Annotated in this window: 11 protein-coding genes; 1 reads left to right on the forward strand and 10 read right to left on the reverse strand. The window is 54.1% G+C overall.

All coding sequences use genetic code 11. From position 1 onward, the window contains the following. Positions 1–30: 30 nt before the first annotated feature. The 4 genes from M2418_RS24175 to M2418_RS24190 are packed head-to-tail and all read right to left on the reverse strand — an operon-like array spanning position 31 to position 5,990. The gene (locus tag M2418_RS24175) at positions 31–1,206 is read right to left on the reverse strand and encodes an ABC transporter permease (protein ID WP_192490369.1); all 1,176 of its coding nucleotides are present in this window, start codon (positions 1,204–1,206) and stop codon (positions 31–33) included. Then, on the reverse strand, positions 1,203–2,201 hold the full coding sequence (locus M2418_RS24180; RefSeq protein ID WP_192490368.1) for an ABC transporter permease: 999 nt from the start codon (positions 2,199–2,201) through the stop codon (positions 1,203–1,205). The genes M2418_RS24175 and M2418_RS24180 overlap by 4 nt, the downstream gene beginning before the upstream one ends. A 1-nt stretch (position 2,202) precedes the next feature. Further along, positions 2,203–4,104, reverse strand: a complete 1,902-nt coding sequence (locus tag M2418_RS24185; protein ID WP_250984317.1) for an ABC transporter substrate-binding protein — start codon at positions 4,102–4,104, stop codon at positions 2,203–2,205. Further along, the gene (locus M2418_RS24190; RefSeq protein WP_259149584.1) at positions 4,101–5,990 is read right to left on the reverse strand and encodes an ABC transporter ATP-binding protein; all 1,890 of its coding nucleotides are present in this window, start codon (positions 5,988–5,990) and stop codon (positions 4,101–4,103) included. The genes M2418_RS24185 and M2418_RS24190 overlap by 4 nt, the downstream gene beginning before the upstream one ends. 162 nt (positions 5,991–6,152) lie before the next feature. Between M2418_RS24190 and M2418_RS24195 the strand changes: the two genes are divergently transcribed. After that, complete coding sequence (locus tag M2418_RS24195; RefSeq protein WP_259149585.1) at positions 6,153–7,115, forward strand: glycosyltransferase family 32 protein; 963 nt, start codon at positions 6,153–6,155, stop codon at positions 7,113–7,115. Here M2418_RS24195 and M2418_RS24200 read toward each other — a convergent pair. The 6 genes from M2418_RS24200 to M2418_RS24225 form a co-directional block, all read right to left on the reverse strand. Then, positions 7,107–7,850: a polysaccharide deacetylase family protein gene (locus tag M2418_RS24200; RefSeq protein WP_259149586.1), complete on the reverse strand. Its 744-nt coding sequence runs from the start codon at positions 7,848–7,850 to the stop codon at positions 7,107–7,109. The two genes, M2418_RS24195 and M2418_RS24200, sit on opposite strands and share 9 nt — an antisense overlap. Beyond that, positions 7,828–8,943 (reverse strand): glycosyltransferase family 4 protein, encoded by a 1,116-nt coding sequence (locus tag M2418_RS24205; RefSeq protein ID WP_250984321.1) that lies wholly within the window; start codon positions 8,941–8,943, stop codon positions 7,828–7,830. The genes M2418_RS24200 and M2418_RS24205 overlap by 23 nt, the downstream gene beginning before the upstream one ends. Before the next feature lie 14 nt (positions 8,944–8,957). Next, the gene (locus tag M2418_RS24210) at positions 8,958–10,673 is read right to left on the reverse strand and encodes an adenylate/guanylate cyclase domain-containing protein (protein WP_259149588.1); all 1,716 of its coding nucleotides are present in this window, start codon (positions 10,671–10,673) and stop codon (positions 8,958–8,960) included. A 269-nt stretch (positions 10,674–10,942) separates the two neighbouring features. Continuing rightward, positions 10,943–11,806: an MBL fold metallo-hydrolase gene (locus tag M2418_RS24215; RefSeq protein WP_405049477.1), complete on the reverse strand. Its 864-nt coding sequence runs from the start codon at positions 11,804–11,806 to the stop codon at positions 10,943–10,945. Between the two features lie 237 nt (positions 11,807–12,043). After that, positions 12,044–12,499 (reverse strand): cyclic nucleotide-binding domain-containing protein, encoded by a 456-nt coding sequence (locus M2418_RS24220; RefSeq protein ID WP_192490361.1) that lies wholly within the window; start codon positions 12,497–12,499, stop codon positions 12,044–12,046. 46 nt (positions 12,500–12,545) lie between these two features. After that, the gene (locus M2418_RS24225; RefSeq protein WP_259149590.1) at positions 12,546–15,272 is read right to left on the reverse strand and encodes an ABC transporter ATP-binding protein; all 2,727 of its coding nucleotides are present in this window, start codon (positions 15,270–15,272) and stop codon (positions 12,546–12,548) included. Between the last annotated feature and the right edge of the window lie 185 nt (positions 15,273–15,457).

Here is a 15,457-nt window from a genome sequence, read left to right on the forward strand (position 1 = left end):
ATGGCGAGGTGCCGGACTACCGGTTTTTGCTTATTTGAAAGGATCTGCAGCATCTCGTAGACCGTCACCCAGAAAATTGAAAGCCAGTATCACAAGGACAACCGGTAGCGTTGGTAGCAATAGCCAAGGATATAACGCAATAACGCTGACACTGCGCGCCTCAGTGAGCAGAATTCCCCAACTTGTGATCGGAGGGCGCAAACCAAGGCCGAGGAAGCTGAGGGCAGTTTCGCCCAGGATCATGCCGGGGATGGTCAGTGTTGCCGAAGCGATAAGATGCGACATGAAGCCCGGAATAAGGTGCAGGCCAATAATGCGGCGGGTGCTTGCACCCATCAATTGCGCAGCAAGAACATAGTCTTCCTCGCGCAATGCCAGCAGTTTGGAGCGCACCGCTCGTGCAAGTCCCGTCCAGTCCAGCATGCCGAGAATGACGGTGATGCCGAGATAAACAAGGATTGGGCTCCAGGTGACCGGCATGATTGCGGCAAGCGCCAACCACAGCGGAATGCTTGGAATGGACTGCAGAACCTCAATGATGCGCTGAACGATCAGGTCGAATACGCCACCGCGATAACCGGCAAGACCGCCAATCACAATTCCGAGAATGAAGCTCATGGTCACGCCAAACAGGCCGATTGTGAGCGAGATGCGTGCGCCGTAGATGATGCGCGACAGCACGTCACGCCCCAGCCGATCTGTTCCCAGGAAAAAGAACTCGCCGTCTTTGGCAGGGCAGACCAGATGCGTATTGGACTCGAAAAGCCCCCAGAACCGATAGCTGTCGCCACGGCAGAAGAACCGTAGCTGCTGAATGTCGTTGGGGTTGTCAGTATAGACGCGTTTTAAATCTTCCATTTCCAGCGACATGGTCCGTCCGTAGACGAAGGGACCAATAAATTTGCCGTCATGGAACAGATGCACGCTTTGGGGTGGCGCATAAATCTGCTCAACATTTCTGGTGTGTAGATTATAGGGTGCCAGAAACTCCGCAATGATGATGGCGAAGTAGGCCAGTATCAGAAAGATGCCGGAAAACAGCGCCAGCTTGTGCTGTTTGAACTGCCACCACATCAGCTTTAGCTGTGAGGCCCGTGCAATTCCTGCCATGCCGCTGGTGTTCGGTTCGACCAGATAGGGATCGAATGGCGCGGTTGATACATAATGCTGCAACGGTTCACCGGGACCGGGAATAGGCGCGCTCATTTATGGCTCCCTCCGCCCAGGCGAATACGCGGATCAAGGATGGCGAGTGCAATATCCGACACCAGAACACCGATGACCGTCAGGAATGCCAGGAACATCAGGAATGACCCGGCCAGATACATGTCCTGACTTTGCAGCGCTTTGATGAGCATCGGTCCGGTGGTTTCCAGAGATAGCACGACGGCGGTGATTTCCGCGCCTGATATGATCGATGGCAGGATGGAGCCGATGTCGGAAATGAAGAAGTTGAGGGCCATGCGCAGCGGATATTTGGTGAGAACGCGAAACGGGTGCAGGCCCTTGGCGCGGGCGGTGACGACATATTGTTTCTGCAACTCATCCAACAGGTTGGCGCGCAGTCTGCGGATCATGCCAGCCGTTCCGGCGGTGCCAATGATTAGAACCGGGATCCACAGATGTTCAAGAATGGATTTGAACTTGGCCCAGCTCATCGCCTGACCGAGATATTCGCGGTCCATCAAATGGCCGATCGATGTGCCGAACCAGATATTGGCGAAATACATCAGAATCAACGCGAGCATGAAGTTGGGAATGGCAATGCCAAGCAGACCGAGGAATGTCAGGCCGTAGTCACCCCAGCTGTATTTGTGGGTTGCCGAGTAGATGCCGATAGGGAATGCGAGAATCCATGTGACGATAATGGTGACGAATGAGACGAGAACCGTCAACCAAAGACGGTCACCAACCACGTCACTGACCGGCAACTGGTATTCGAACGAATAACCGAAATCACCAACCAGCATGCCCGATACCCAGCGCAGATAGCGGATCGGGGCGGGCTGGTCAAAACCGTAGCGGATGCGAAGGTCTTCGATTTCCGCCATGTCGGCGGTCTCGCCCATGGCGCGGACTTCTGCGACATAACTTTCGAAATAATCGCCGGGTGGAAGCTCGATGATCGTGAAAACCAGCATGGAAATCAGGATCAGCGTCGGGATCATGAATAGGATGCGGCCGAGAATATAGCGCAGCATATTATGCCCCTTCCCCGTACCAGAATGTATCGGGCATATAGACACCAAGGTAGGATGTCGGGTCGTAACCGAACAATCCCTTCGACGGAATGTTGTTTAACCGCGATGAATGCACCAGCGGTTGCAGCGCGCCATTCACGGTGCCGATCGAAAAGACCTGCTGCGAATAAAGTGACAACATCTGCTGCCAGATTGCGGTGCGGTCTTCGAGCGTAGTGCTGGTTCTCCACTGCTTGAGAAGTTGCAGCAACTGGTTGACCTCGGGTAGATCCGGCGCTTTGCCCTCGCGGCCGCCAGACAGGTAGTGCACGCCCCATAGTGGCCATTGCAATTGATCTGTGTCGGTGGGAGCAAGACCTGATGGCAGCATTTCCGCTGTCGGAATGCCATTGTCCATGCCCATCCACACAGCCATCGTCACTTCGCCACCCATTGCGCGGCTGCGGAATACGTCGCGCTGTGTAACGCGAACAGAAAGTGAGATGCCGACGTCTTTCCAGTGATCGGTCACCAGTTCCATCACGTCGGTTTCGAGCGTGCTTTCACCTGAGGATTCGACAACGATATGGGCAGGACGACCATCGGGCAGCAGGCGTATGCCGGATGAATTTCTGGCCTGAAGACCGGCTTCGTCGAGCAGCGCATTTGCCGCCTCTGGATCAAACTGCGCCCAGGCTTGCGCAAATTCCGGCTTGTAAAGCGGGCTTTCCGGCAGCACCGTATCAGAGCTTTCCGTGCCCAGACCATAAAAACAGGCCATATTGATTTCGTGGCGATTGATGGCAATCGACAATGCGCGCCGCACCCGAACATCCTGAAACAGTGTGCGCCATTGGCTGTCACCGCAGGTCAGGTTTGGCAACAGGGCAATTCGCGATCCTTGGGTACGCTTCCACAGATTGACCTTGAGAGGGTAACGGTTTTCCGCATCCTTCAGGAATGTGTAGTCGGAGAAGTCCAGGCCGAGCAGCTGCAGGTCACTGTCACCGGATGCGGTTTTGGCTGCGATGATTTCCGACGAGGAAACGTTGAGGACAAAACGGTCGAGGTAGGGCAGCTGCAGGCCGTTTTCATCGATGCGATGATAATAGGGATTGCGCTCAAAAACGAACTGTTCGGCTGGCGGTGCAGTCAGCGGACGCCAAGCATCCAGCGTCGGCAGATCAGGGTTTTCCGGCCGGTTCTGGCGCGACATCTTGATGTGGAGGCCGCTCCAGTCATCAACCTTGTTTTTCTTGATAAGGGCCGCAAGTTTTTCAGGTGTCTGGTACTTGCTGTGGAACTGCTTCATGTAGGCGGAAGGCAGATACAGGCGGGCCGGTGATGGTGCCGCCAGCTTGGCAAGAAAGTCCGGATTTACCCCCTGCCAGGTATAACGAACGGTCAGTTTGTCGATAATTTCGACGGTTGGTGGCTGGTCATGCACCTTTAGGTCGATGGGCGGGCCGCCCTTATGGATTTCCTTGTTCAGCGCCACATCTTCCCAGAAATAGCGGAAATCCTCTGTCGTGAAGTCACTGCCATCGGACCATTTATGGCCTTCGCGCAGATGCAGCGTAAAAATGCGGCCTTCGGATATGTCGTAGCTTTCGAGAATATCAGGCTGGAAACTGAACTTTTCGTCGTAACCAACCAGACGGGCATAGGCATTGATCGGCATCAGGCGGGTATCGCGTTGCCCACCAATCAGCATTCGCACCGAACCGCCGTGTTTTCCGGGCATGCGTCCAAGTGATTTTAAGTCGAGGACGCGGGGATTTTTTGGCAGACGATTGGCAATGTCAGGCAGTTCGCCGGCCTGTACTTTCTGCTTGAGGCTTTCCGGTTCCACCAGCGCGGCACGGGCGGTCGCCGGGACAAGAGCCGAAGCAAGCAGCATCAAGGTGGTGCGCCGGGTTATCATGAGCGCAACTCCGTTACGTCGACATTGCGGTTGGCAAGCACGACATGTCCATTGCCCAGGTCAGCGGGCGCGAGACCGTGGCTGCCTTCCGACTGGAACTGGCGGCCCCAGCTGGCACGGTTGGTAAAGCCCGATTTTCCGAGTTTGGCATAGTCCAGCGGACGATCCAGATCAGGGAAGGGGACTGCTGTCAAAAGTGCCTTGGTGTAAGGGTGAACCGGGTTCTGCATCAGGATTTCACGCGGGGCGATTTCCACGATGCGGCCGTCGCACATTACGGCAACGCGGTCAGCCATGTAGTCGACCACGGCCAGATTGTGGGAGATAAACAGATATGTCAGCCCCAGATCCCGCTGCAAATCCTTCAGTAGATTGAGGATCTGCGCCTGTACGGAAACGTCAAGCGCTGACACAGGCTCGTCGCAGATCAGCAGTTCAGGCCCCAGTGCCAGAGCACGGGCGATGCCAATTCTCTGTCTTTGGCCACCGGAAAAACTGTGCGGGTAACGATTAAGGGCACTGTCACCAAGTCCGATGGCTTTCAGCAGCGCACGCACAGCTTCTTTCCGAGTGCTGGCATTGCCGCGATTGTGGATTTCCAGCGGTTCACTCAAGATATTGCCGACAGTCATGCGTGGTGACAGCGAGGACACCGGATCCTGAAACACCATCTGGATTTTGGTACGCAATGTCTTGAGGTCATCGCCGGAGGCATTCAGCACATCGATATCGCCGGTATCATCATGGAAGGTGACGCTGCCGGCATCGGGCTTTACGGCACGCATCAAAATCTTGCTGACGGTGGTTTTGCCACTTCCGCTTTCCCCCACCAGACCGAGGCATTCTCCGCGACGAATATCAAAACTGACATTTTCGACGGCGAGGGTCTTGGTTGCAGCGGCTTTTTCAAACCAGCCGGCTTTGCGAATGGTGAACGACTTTTCGATGTTATCAACCGAAAGCAGAACACCGTCCTTCTTGTGTTGCTTTGTGGTGCTGCGCCCGATCAGGCTGTGTTTGTCGACCGTGACTTCACGCAGCGCTTTCAGCCTTTCGCCCGGCTTCATATCGAAATGCGGAACGGCCGCCATCAGTCCCTTGAGGTAGGGATGGGACGGTGAGCGGAATATTTCGTTGACCGGGCCAGCCTCCATGATCTCACCCTGATAGATGACGGCGACTTCGTCGGCGATATTGGCAACGACGCCGAGATCATGGGTGATGAGCAACATGCTCATGTTGAGACGTTCCTGAAGGTCCCGTAGCAATTTGAGGATTTGTGCTTGGATCGTCACGTCGAGAGCCGTCGTGGGTTCATCGGCGATCAGCAAAGCCGGGCGGCAGATCAGTGCCATCGCAATCATCGCTCTTTGCCGCATACCACCCGATAGCTCGAACGGGTACATGTTGCAGACTTTGGCCGGGTTAGAGAAACCCACCAGATCAAGTGTATCGAGCAATGTTTCGTAACGCTCTTTTGGCGAGAGCGTCGTGTGAATTCTCAAGGCCTCATCTATCTGATTGCTGATTGTGTGCAGGGGCGAGAAGGATGTCATCGGCTCTTGAAAGACCAGGCCGATACGGTTGCCGCGGATGGAGCGCATTTCTCGCCCATCTTGGGGAAGCGATAACAGATCGACCGGGCCTGCCGATTTCTCAGTGTCATTAAACAGGATACGGCCGCTGGTATGTGCTGTTCTTGGGTGCAAACCCATGATGGTCTGGCCGAGAACGGATTTTCCGGAACCGGATTCTCCGACCAGTGCGGTGACCTTACCCGGCAGGATGCGCAGGCTGACATCGCGAACGGCATCTATGGTTCCACCCATCAAAGAAAACGAGACGCGCACATTTTCAACGCGCAGCAAATCGACGCCTGTTTTCATGCCAATGGGTTCCCTGTCTCGATCCTTTTGTTTACCTGTAATACGAATGGGTAATCAGGATGTTACAGTCACGTTATCGCAGGGCCATTGGTCTGTCTATGCTTGCGTATGGGCAAAAGCGGAATGACGTTACATCCGCATTTGAACGGGACCGAAGGAAACATGGCGGACAAGACCTATTATGACGCTCTGCTCGCCGATGTCAGAAAATTTCAAAAGGAAAATCGCCACGATGAGGCGCGGTCCCTGCTGCGAGACTTGCAAAAAGAATCAGACAACAGCCTGATGGGTCCAAAAACCGTGTTTGGTTTGCCGCGCAGGCTGCATGCGGCCTTGCTGCGGCAGGCCAAAGTGGAAAAAGACACACTCAAACGCATTGGTTATCAATACACTCTCGTTCCACCACCTGAGGTCCTGGCCCCTTACGGTATCTTTGATGTTAGCGGACATCGCGCGCTTGCAGAGGCAAACCGAAAGCCGGTCCCGAAGATCACTCACCAGATCTGGATTGGGCCAAAAGAGCTTCCGGTCAGCATCGAGGCGTGGCGTAAGCACGCCGAAGATCATGGCTACGAATTCAGGTTGTGGCGCGAAGCCGACATTGACCGTGAAGGTATTACGGATAATCCGGTCTTTTCCGACATGCTGAGACGCGGAGATTATCCCGGGGCGGTTGACGTGGCTCGTTATGTCATCCTTGAACGCTTTGGTGGTATTTATCTTGATTGTGACTGGTACCCGGCGCGCGATGATATCAGCTTTCATGACCTGTTGCCGCTGCAGGGCCTGACCGCTTTTGCCGAAGAGGTGCCACGCGATACGGGACGAGGAAGTGTGCTTCTGGCCAACTCTTTTATTGCCGCACCGCCACAGCATCCGGTGTTCACCCGTATGCTGACAGCCATTCCGGCGGCGTTACACGATATGCCACGGGCACCAGCCTGGTGGGCAACGGGTCCGTTGCTGTTTACCGTTGTTGCCCGCGCGGCATCGATCTGCCTCGCCGGTGCCGATTTTGTTGCTGGCTCAATACCGGACAAGGCGCCACTTGATGACGTGCTGGCAGTGCGCGCTGCAATTGATGAAAACTCGTCCGGTCTGCTTATTGCCTGGAAATCATGGTGACAGTGTCGCCATCAGCTGTCGTGAAGCGCGCCAGCTGATGGCCGGATGGTTGGCGGTAAGCTCAAACAGCTTTTCCAGAAACGCCCAGGCAACGTCGTCATGCACAAGGTGATGGGTAAGAATTCCGGTGATACTGCCACCTTGCGGTTCTGATCGCAGCCGCGTGGCGATTTCCTCAAACAGCGCGTCGTGTGGTCGTCCGCCGCCGGTGCCGTGCCAATCCATCAGATCGATATGGGTGTTCAGAAGCGGCAGACTTGCCGGCTTGTTTCGTCCAAACACCGACAGTGTCTGATAGCCGATATCCGGCAATCCATCGACGATACCGTCATCGATCCGGTTCCACGGTGGCACCAACATGGAAATGAACTGGCCTGGATAGAGGTCGTGCAGCTTTTCAAAGCCATGGGTCAGTTCGGAGAGAACGATTTGTTTCGGCCTGTGCAGACCGAGTTCGCGTTTTTTCTCAGTTTCTGCCGCGTAATTGAGGTGCGACCAGCCATGCACTGCCACATCAATATGTCGGTAATCCCGCAGATAGGTTGCCAGTCTCTCGCCGGTATGTTCGGGAATCACCGCCAGCGTCAGGGGAACAGCATACTGCTGCGTCAGACGAACCAGTTTTTCCAGAGCGGCAGTTGGTTCAATCGCGTCGTCATCCCGTAACCACAGATCAACCGATTTTCCCTGACTTGCGAATTCATCCAGTGTTTCACGAAGGGAGATGGCTGTCATCGGTGGTTCCAATATCGTTCGTGAGAATGGTGTTGAGGTTCTGGCTTGCACGATCAAGCGAACGTTCCATCGTTGCGAATAAACGTGCATTACTTGCCAGCGTTTGTCTGTCGTCATCATGACGCAGCAGATGTTCTATTGCCGCAGCATAGGCATTTACATCATTTGCCGGCGTCAAAAGGCCAGTCTTGCCATTCTGGACCACCTCCGGGACACCGGCTGTGTGTTCTGCGACAACAGGAAGCCCCGCCGCCTGCGCCTCCAGATAGGCCAGGCCATAGGCTTCGCCATGACCCGGCCAAACATAGATGGCGGCATTGGCCAAGATGACCGCGATGTCTTCTGGCTTTTTTTCGCCATGCCAATGAAGACGTGACGGATCAAACTCATCCAACAAAAGCTCGACGTTTTTACGCTCCGGACCATCTCCAATGATATCCAGTGTCCAGGGCAGGTTGGGCGGTAGTTGTGCCAGTGCGCTTGCCAGCGCAGCATAGCTTTCCAGCTTGTCGCCAGCGCGCATCATCGCCACCGTTACCAGCCGGAAAGGGTGAGGTGCCGGTTTTTGTGCAAGGAAAATGGCGGGATCGATAAATGGCGGCAGCATCGCCAACCGGGCGTCAGGTGCGGCCGTCAGCAGGCCGTCATGATCGCGTTTCGTAAAGCAAAGATTGACGGTCGCACGCTTTATACCATCCAGCAGACGGCGCTGGTTTTCAGCCCAGTGGCCGATATTGCGCCGGTTTGAATAGGACGCTTCCGATGTGATGTAGGCAATGCCAAATTCATCACACAGCAAAGGACCAAGCAGGTCCGGCGCCTTGTAGTAGGGATGGTAGCAGAACCAGACGTCCGGTTTGCCACTTGTTTGCCATTTCTGCCTGATCTGGCCACTTTCCTCCTTCGCACTTTGCAGCAAAGTCTCGTAATCGGGGTCGTCGGCATTTCGCAGAAAGCTGCGCAGCTCCGAGACCACAGATACATCATGGCCAGCCATCGACATGGCTTGCATGAGTAATTGCGCCATCAGCCGGTCGCCGGAGGGGACGGGATGATTGGGCGATTTGAGCGGAGCGTAGAAAGCAATTTTCATGACGGAGACTGGATTTACGCCGGAGTTGGCAGAAAGCGAGCACTTTCCTGTTCCGAGATAACATAAACGCGCATTTGCGACGACCGTCCGCGCACTGTGATATCGTGTTTTTGCAGAGTGCCAATCGGCACACCTGACTGGACGATAGCCGGTTCCGAGACAACGATTGTGGCATTCAATTCTTTTGCCACACTTTCCAGACGGCTCGCGACATTGACTGTGTCGCCGATCGCCGTCAGCGACTTCGCCTCGCCATATCCCATCACGCCGACGATGGATGGGCCGGTATGGACGCCAATGGCAATACGAAGATGTACCGAGAAATCTTTCTCCAGTTCCTCATTCAGACGCTCTATGTCCTGCACGATCGTTGCTGCTGCCCGCATGGCATCCCGGCAGGCGTTTGCCGAATTACCATCGAGGCCGAACAGCGCCATTGCGCCATCGCCGATAAATTTGTCCAGCCTGCCACCGGATTGCTCGATGGCCTGGCCAACAATCGCAAAATAGCGGTTGAGCAGGAACACGATGTCATAGGGAAGGCGGGCTTCCGTCAACGTCGTAAAGTTCCGCAGATCACAGAACAGGACAGCAATTTCCTCTTCGCGACCTGGACGGATTGGCTCACTTTCGGCTGGGGCGACCTGCTGGTGGTTTTGTGAAAGAAGCAGTGCAACACGAAGGTTGGACTGTGGTCGCAACTGACAGCCAAGTCGAATATTCTGATCTGCATGGATACGTTGCAGAGTGGCTCTCTCAATATCACCGGGTGGCGGGAGGGGGGCGTCACTTTCGAGAATTCTCACTCGGCAGGTGGAACAGCGACCCCGTCCACCGCAAACCGAATAATGAGAAATGCCATTCAGTCGGCTCGCCTCCAGCAGTGTCATGTCCTTTGGAGCGCGAACCGTTGCGCCATGCTCGTAATGAATATCGATCGATGTCGAGTTCTGCCGCAAAGTGCGTGCGCCACGCAACAGGAACACTGTCCCGACCATGCCGACGAATGTCAGCTGGATGGATTTGACGATGTTGTTGATGTTGTCATCAATGCTTGCCTGCCGAGGGTCTGGACGGTGCAATTCATTAGGAGCAGCAATGATGGGGTTGGGCAAGGCCCTGTAGCTCTGGGCGCTTTCAAGCTCACGTCCGGCACTGCTGAAGCCGAGCAGTGCCATAACCGGTACCAGAACGGCGATTGTCAGGAAATAGGGCGCGACACGCGGATACCAGGAGCGGTATCGCAGCCAGAAAAACAGGCCGATACAGCCATGGCTCCAGATGACAACAACAGCCACGCTTTGCCGTACGCCCGCCACAGGCGCATTGATCCACAGACGGCGGATGACATTCTCATAGGTAATGGGAATGCTATAGAGCATGCTTGAAAATCTGAGACTTGCGGCATGCTCGATAATCAATAGTGGAATGAGAAGCCCGAATATCAGCTGCAGGGCCTCACGCATCGGCATGTTCAGGGTTCTGCGTTTATAAAGCGCATGCAGCACGAGCAGAACATGGGTCAGAACTGCGCCATAAAAGACGCTGAGACTGACTGGGTTCATCCAGACAGCAGAGAACCAGCGTTTTCCGTGCTCGGCCGCTTCAATGGAGATCAGGCCAAGCGCGTGATTGAGCAAATGCATGCTCAAAAACGAGAACATAATCAGTCCGCTGAGCAGACGCAGTTTTTGCAGTTGTAGCGATGCAGGAAGATTATCGGAGTTCATCTGCTGTTGCCCGATGATAAACGGTCTTTTGGGTCATGACGGGAACAGAATATTCCTGGTGTTTCGGTTGCCGTTTGTTGCCCAAAGATGCCGACTTCCTAAAGACAGTATGACTGATGGTGTTGAATAGCAAACAGCATTGCTGTGCGCCTCGAATATGAACCGCAGTGAACAGCATAGTGAGGTTATGGTGGCGAAAAAACAGCAGGCACGTTTCATACCTGCCAAATCTGCATCACGGACCATCACATGATTGGCATTAAAAATACTTAGAGTTCAATGGTCTGGCCATCAAGGGCAGCAAATGCGCCATTAAATTCCAGTCTAGCTTGCGCATCGATCTTGTCGAGATCTTCGTCACTGCGCCACGGAGAGTGATGGATGAAACCGACACGGGAAGCATTGGCAAGTTTTGCCAGACGAATGGCCTGCTGCCAGGACGAGTGCCCATAGCCCTTGAACTGTTGCATTTCATCATCTGTGAAAGAACAGTCGTAGAGGAACAGATCAACATCCTTGATCAGTTCCAGAACATTGGGATCATTGATGCCTGGCGTGTGTTCGGTGTCGGTGATGATGGCCATTGTCCGGCCTGCCCATTCGATACGATAGCCGATGGCGTTACCGGGATGGTTGAGCATGCCGGTCTTGATGACCAGCCCCGGTCGAACATCAAGCGTGTCGCCAGCCTTGAAATCCTGTGGGTCGATCTTGGCGCAGCATATGTCGAGCGGTGCCGGAAACCACGGTGGGGACATGAATTCGTTGAGCATCTGGCGCGTGGTCTTGACGCCGGCCATATGGCCCGACCAGATGGCAACCTTATTGGCCTGATTGAAGAACGGCTTGAAATAGGGGAAGCCGACAATATGGTCGTAGTGACAGTGGGTGAAAAACAAATTTATGTCGGAGACGCCCTCAGCCTTCAGCGACATGCCGGCTGGCATGATGCCCGATCCGGCATCAAAAATGAGAACGTGCTCTCCGCAGCGAACTTCGATGCAGATGGTATTGCCGCCATATTTGGAGAAATTTTCGCCTGATACGGGCAAGGTGCCTCGTGCACCCCATATTTTCACGCGGAATAAGTCTGCACTCTCTTCCCGACTTGTTTCGCCGGAACTCGCTACCATGATCCACCTCTACTCACCACGGTTCCCATGATACTCTGTGTTTCATGGTGCCGTGCCGCAAGCTCCATCCTGATGATGCCCTGCGGTTGAAATGCTGTCTCTTTAATTCAGTCAGCATTTCAGTTTTATTACAACAGAAAATATTCTTCCTTTTTAATTGTTCCGGTTAATTTCTGCCTCAAAGCGCATGTGAACGAAAATATCCGGTCAGGATAGGGTGCGTGTCACGCAATAAACTTAATGTTCGAGCCGTGCTCTTGCCTTGCCCAGCTCCGTTGTGGTGCTGGTAAGACGTTCTGCGAGAACGCGCATGACCTTGATGGTTACATCCGGGAAGTCTGACATCAGCTTGAAGAATTGTTCCTTGCCGATGCGAAGAGCTTCAACCGAGGTTGATGCGCGAACCGTTGCTGTTCTGACACCGTCACACAGAATGGCAATTTCACCGACGATGGCATTGCCGCTCATTTCGGTCAGCTTGATCTGGCCGGACGGCGAATCCACGAGAACATCAACCTTGCCGGTCAGAAGTACGTAAGCGGCATCACCCATATCGCCCTGACGAAACAGATCTTCGCCAGCCATATAGCTCACACGGTCGGATGAAAAAGCGAGAAGCTTCAGCTTGGATGGCTCCATTTCTGAAAAAAACGGAACACGCCGCAGCATCTGTATTTCATCTTTGAAAAGCATTGCCTTGTCCTATCCGGTTCTTTGTCAGCTTTCGGCTGTCATGCGCTTAAGTCGCTACCATCTTTTGGAATATAGCGTTTTCTTCGTTAAGAGTCTCGTATGTTCCATCTGCCGCCAGAGCGCCTTGATTGAAGACAACCACGCGGTCAAACATACGCGTTAGTGAAACATTCGACAAAACCCATATAATCGCTGGCTTGTCATCTTCGCGGTGCAGGAAGGTCATGACGCTCTCAACGATTGCTTCTTGCAGGCGGTGGTCGAGACCTGGCAGCGGGCGATTGAAGATATAATAATCGGAACGTCGTATCAGCGCGCGTGCCAGATTGAGTTTCTGTCTTTGCAGTGGCGACAGACGTTTTCCGCCCGCACCGACATTAAAGTTCAAACCAACTGCCAGAACACGTTCATAAAGACCTTGATCATGCAGCACATTCGCGACGATGCTGCGAATGCGTCGCGATGCATCTGTATGGCGGTGGCTTATCTTGCCAAATAGAATGTTATCCAGCAGGCTTGTAGAGCTTAGATAGCGATCCGGGTCATAAAGTTCAATGAGACTGCGCAAGTCGTCCGGCAGGCCATCATGGAACTGGTGACGTACCTCAACGATCTGCTTCATCAGATCAGGTGTCAGCAAACCGAAACGATGGCGTGGTTCGATGTAGAAAAAGCTCAAACGCAGCATGGCGCGTTTTTCAGCGTCAGTTGCGCCGTTGTATTTGTCTTCCCCAACGTTTTGCAGACGCTGCAGTATCTGCTGATAAGCCGGAATTTCTTCCGCCGTCAGGAAGGTCACCTGCTGGAAGAACGGGTGGTCTGCCGGCAGATCGCCGAAGATTTCGATCAGGTTTTCAGCAATCGTGTAGCCCATGTCGAACAGCGTGCGTGACAGGCCGGTTTCGATCATCAAGTTGCGGAAATACTCACTCTCGACAATCGTGCGGCCTGTCAGGGTGGTATCACGCATAGTGCCGAACAGCAGGTTTTCACCAACCGTTGCTTCCGTGTTGTAGCTTTCCAGCTCAAACGGCACGATGATGTTGCTGAGATTTTCCCGCTGCAATTCGCCACGCAAGGCCTGACGCATTTCAACAATCCGGGCAGCAAGATGCAGGTCAGACAGCGGGTCGATGGATGAGCGAAGCGCAAACTCGAGAATATCGGACGAAAGCTGAACTTTCTCGAGAACCGTGAACATGTCATGCGCCAGGCTGCCCGGCTTATCACTGCCGCTAGGTGTGGATTCGTAATCGATCCAGTCTCCGCGCAGATCCATGTCGGTGTTACCGGCAAGCTTGGCTTCCAGAATTTCCCATTTGCGGGTGTCCGCTTCCTTGCCAACATAGGACTTCGACTTCAGCGGCGCATGTTTGAGACCGTAAAGCAGGTTGTCCTTCAGGCTGCCGTGGAAGAAATAGGTGTCGGAAGAGACATAGGAAATGCGCCGCCCAGTCGTTGATTCGGGTATTTCGAGTATGTCGTCCGAAGCGATACAGATCTTGCCGCTGGCGGGACGAATGGTGCGTCCAATTGCTTCGGCAAGTGCTTCAGCCGCCGCCCCGCCGACAATGGCGATTTTTTCGCCGCGCTCGATACTAAGAGAGGTGGGCTCGAGAATGCGCGCACCGCTGTCGTCATCAAGCACCAGCTTGTCGATGGTGATGGCAGCTGTCAGCGTGCCGGCCGCCGCGAGTGAAACGGTCTGGATTTCCGGCGGGATCATGTTCGACGAATCGAATTGTTCGATGACCTGCTCGTATTTGACCTGCACATCCTGGCGTGCCTGATCCCAGTCGATCAGCTCCTTGAGCGGTCCCGGCAGTTCCTTATAGGCGTTGATGACGGCAACCAGCTGACCGACGTCAAGGCTACCCTTGAGGGTCAGATAACCACCGATCGCGTAGAAAAAGAACGGTGTCAGCTGGGCTAGGAAGTTGTTGATGAACTTGACCAGAAACTTCCACTGGTAGAGGTCATAACGAATCCTGAAAATCTCACCAAGCCGATGGGCAGCGTCGGCGCGTTCATAATTCGATGTGTCGTAGGCATGGATTGTGCCAATACCATCAACGATTTCACCGATGCGGCCGGCCAGAAGACGGGCGCTCAACTGGCGCTGACGACCCAAATCGATCAGGCGACGACGCATCTTTGGAATGATGCCGACCTGTATCGCGGCCATAAAAGCAGCAATCAGCCCGAGCCAGAGGTTCTGTACAAGGATGAAGAACAGCGCCGAAAATGCCTGCCCGCCAAGAAGGGCGGGCTGCACGAAGGCGTCGCCGGTAAAACCACCCAGCGGCTCCACTTCGTCTTTCACCATACTGGATATTTCCGACCCCTTCACTCGCTTGAAGTGAGAAGGTGGAAAACGCAGGATACGGTCGATCAAGTCGAAACGAATGCGGCGAAGCAGACGCTCGCCAAGCCGGCCCTTGAAGGTGTTGATGTAATATTTGAACAGGCCGTTGATGATGACGAGGACGAGGAAGGTAAAACTCAACCCCATAAGGGTCATCATTCGGTTGAGTTCGACGCCGGGAAAAAGCGTCACGGTACCCCAGAATGGAAGCTCGACTTCCAGATGCATGAACAGCTGGGTGGCGTTTACGCCTTCAAACCCGCCGCCCTGAATCGGACCGTTGACAATCTGCTTTGGCAGATCAAAAGACAGGAAGTATGGAATCATCGACAGGGCGACGATGAACAAAATCCAGAGTTGCTGCCGCCTGGTGTGGGTCCAGATATAGCGGGCGAGGCTTTTTTCCATGTATGCTTAAATGCCCTGTCGGAGTGAAGGTGACTATAATTTATGCCTTGGGTGGCGTCAAAGCCATCCTCGCAAACATGTGAGCTTTATTGGTTGAGGAAATAGGTTCTGACCGGTGAGATTGCCAGAGCAAGATACTATTCTCGGTGAACTAACTGCGATGCTGATTAACTGCAAGCGTGACG

Origin of the sequence: Rhizobium sp. BIGb0125 (assembly GCF_024810055.1) — a bacterium.
GTDB lineage: Bacteria > Pseudomonadota > Alphaproteobacteria > Rhizobiales > Rhizobiaceae > Agrobacterium.

Coding starts and splice junctions, on each gene's coding strand:
- M2418_RS24175 (WP_192490369.1), bottom strand. CDS start 1,206: ATGAGCGCGCCTATTCCCGGTCCCGGTGAACCGTTGCAGCATTATGTA.
- M2418_RS24180 (WP_192490368.1), bottom strand. CDS start 2,201: ATGCTGCGCTATATTCTCGGCCGCATCCTATTCATGATCCCGACGCTG.
- M2418_RS24185 (WP_250984317.1), bottom strand. CDS start 4,104: ATGATAACCCGGCGCACCACCTTGATGCTGCTTGCTTCGGCTCTTGTC.
- M2418_RS24190 (WP_259149584.1), bottom strand. CDS start 5,990: ATGAAAACAGGCGTCGATTTGCTGCGCGTTGAAAATGTGCGCGTCTCG.
- M2418_RS24195 (WP_259149585.1), top strand. CDS start 6,153: ATGGCGGACAAGACCTATTATGACGCTCTGCTCGCCGATGTCAGAAAA.
- M2418_RS24200 (WP_259149586.1), bottom strand. CDS start 7,850: ATGACAGCCATCTCCCTTCGTGAAACACTGGATGAATTCGCAAGTCAG.
- M2418_RS24205 (WP_250984321.1), bottom strand. CDS start 8,943: ATGAAAATTGCTTTCTACGCTCCGCTCAAATCGCCCAATCATCCCGTC.
- M2418_RS24210 (WP_259149588.1), bottom strand. CDS start 10,673: ATGAACTCCGATAATCTTCCTGCATCGCTACAACTGCAAAAACTGCGT.
- M2418_RS24215 (WP_405049477.1), bottom strand. CDS start 11,806: ATGGTAGCGAGTTCCGGCGAAACAAGTCGGGAAGAGAGTGCAGACTTA.
- M2418_RS24220 (WP_192490361.1), bottom strand. CDS start 12,499: ATGCTTTTCAAAGATGAAATACAGATGCTGCGGCGTGTTCCGTTTTTT.
- M2418_RS24225 (WP_259149590.1), bottom strand. CDS start 15,272: ATGGAAAAAAGCCTCGCCCGCTATATCTGGACCCACACCAGGCGGCAG.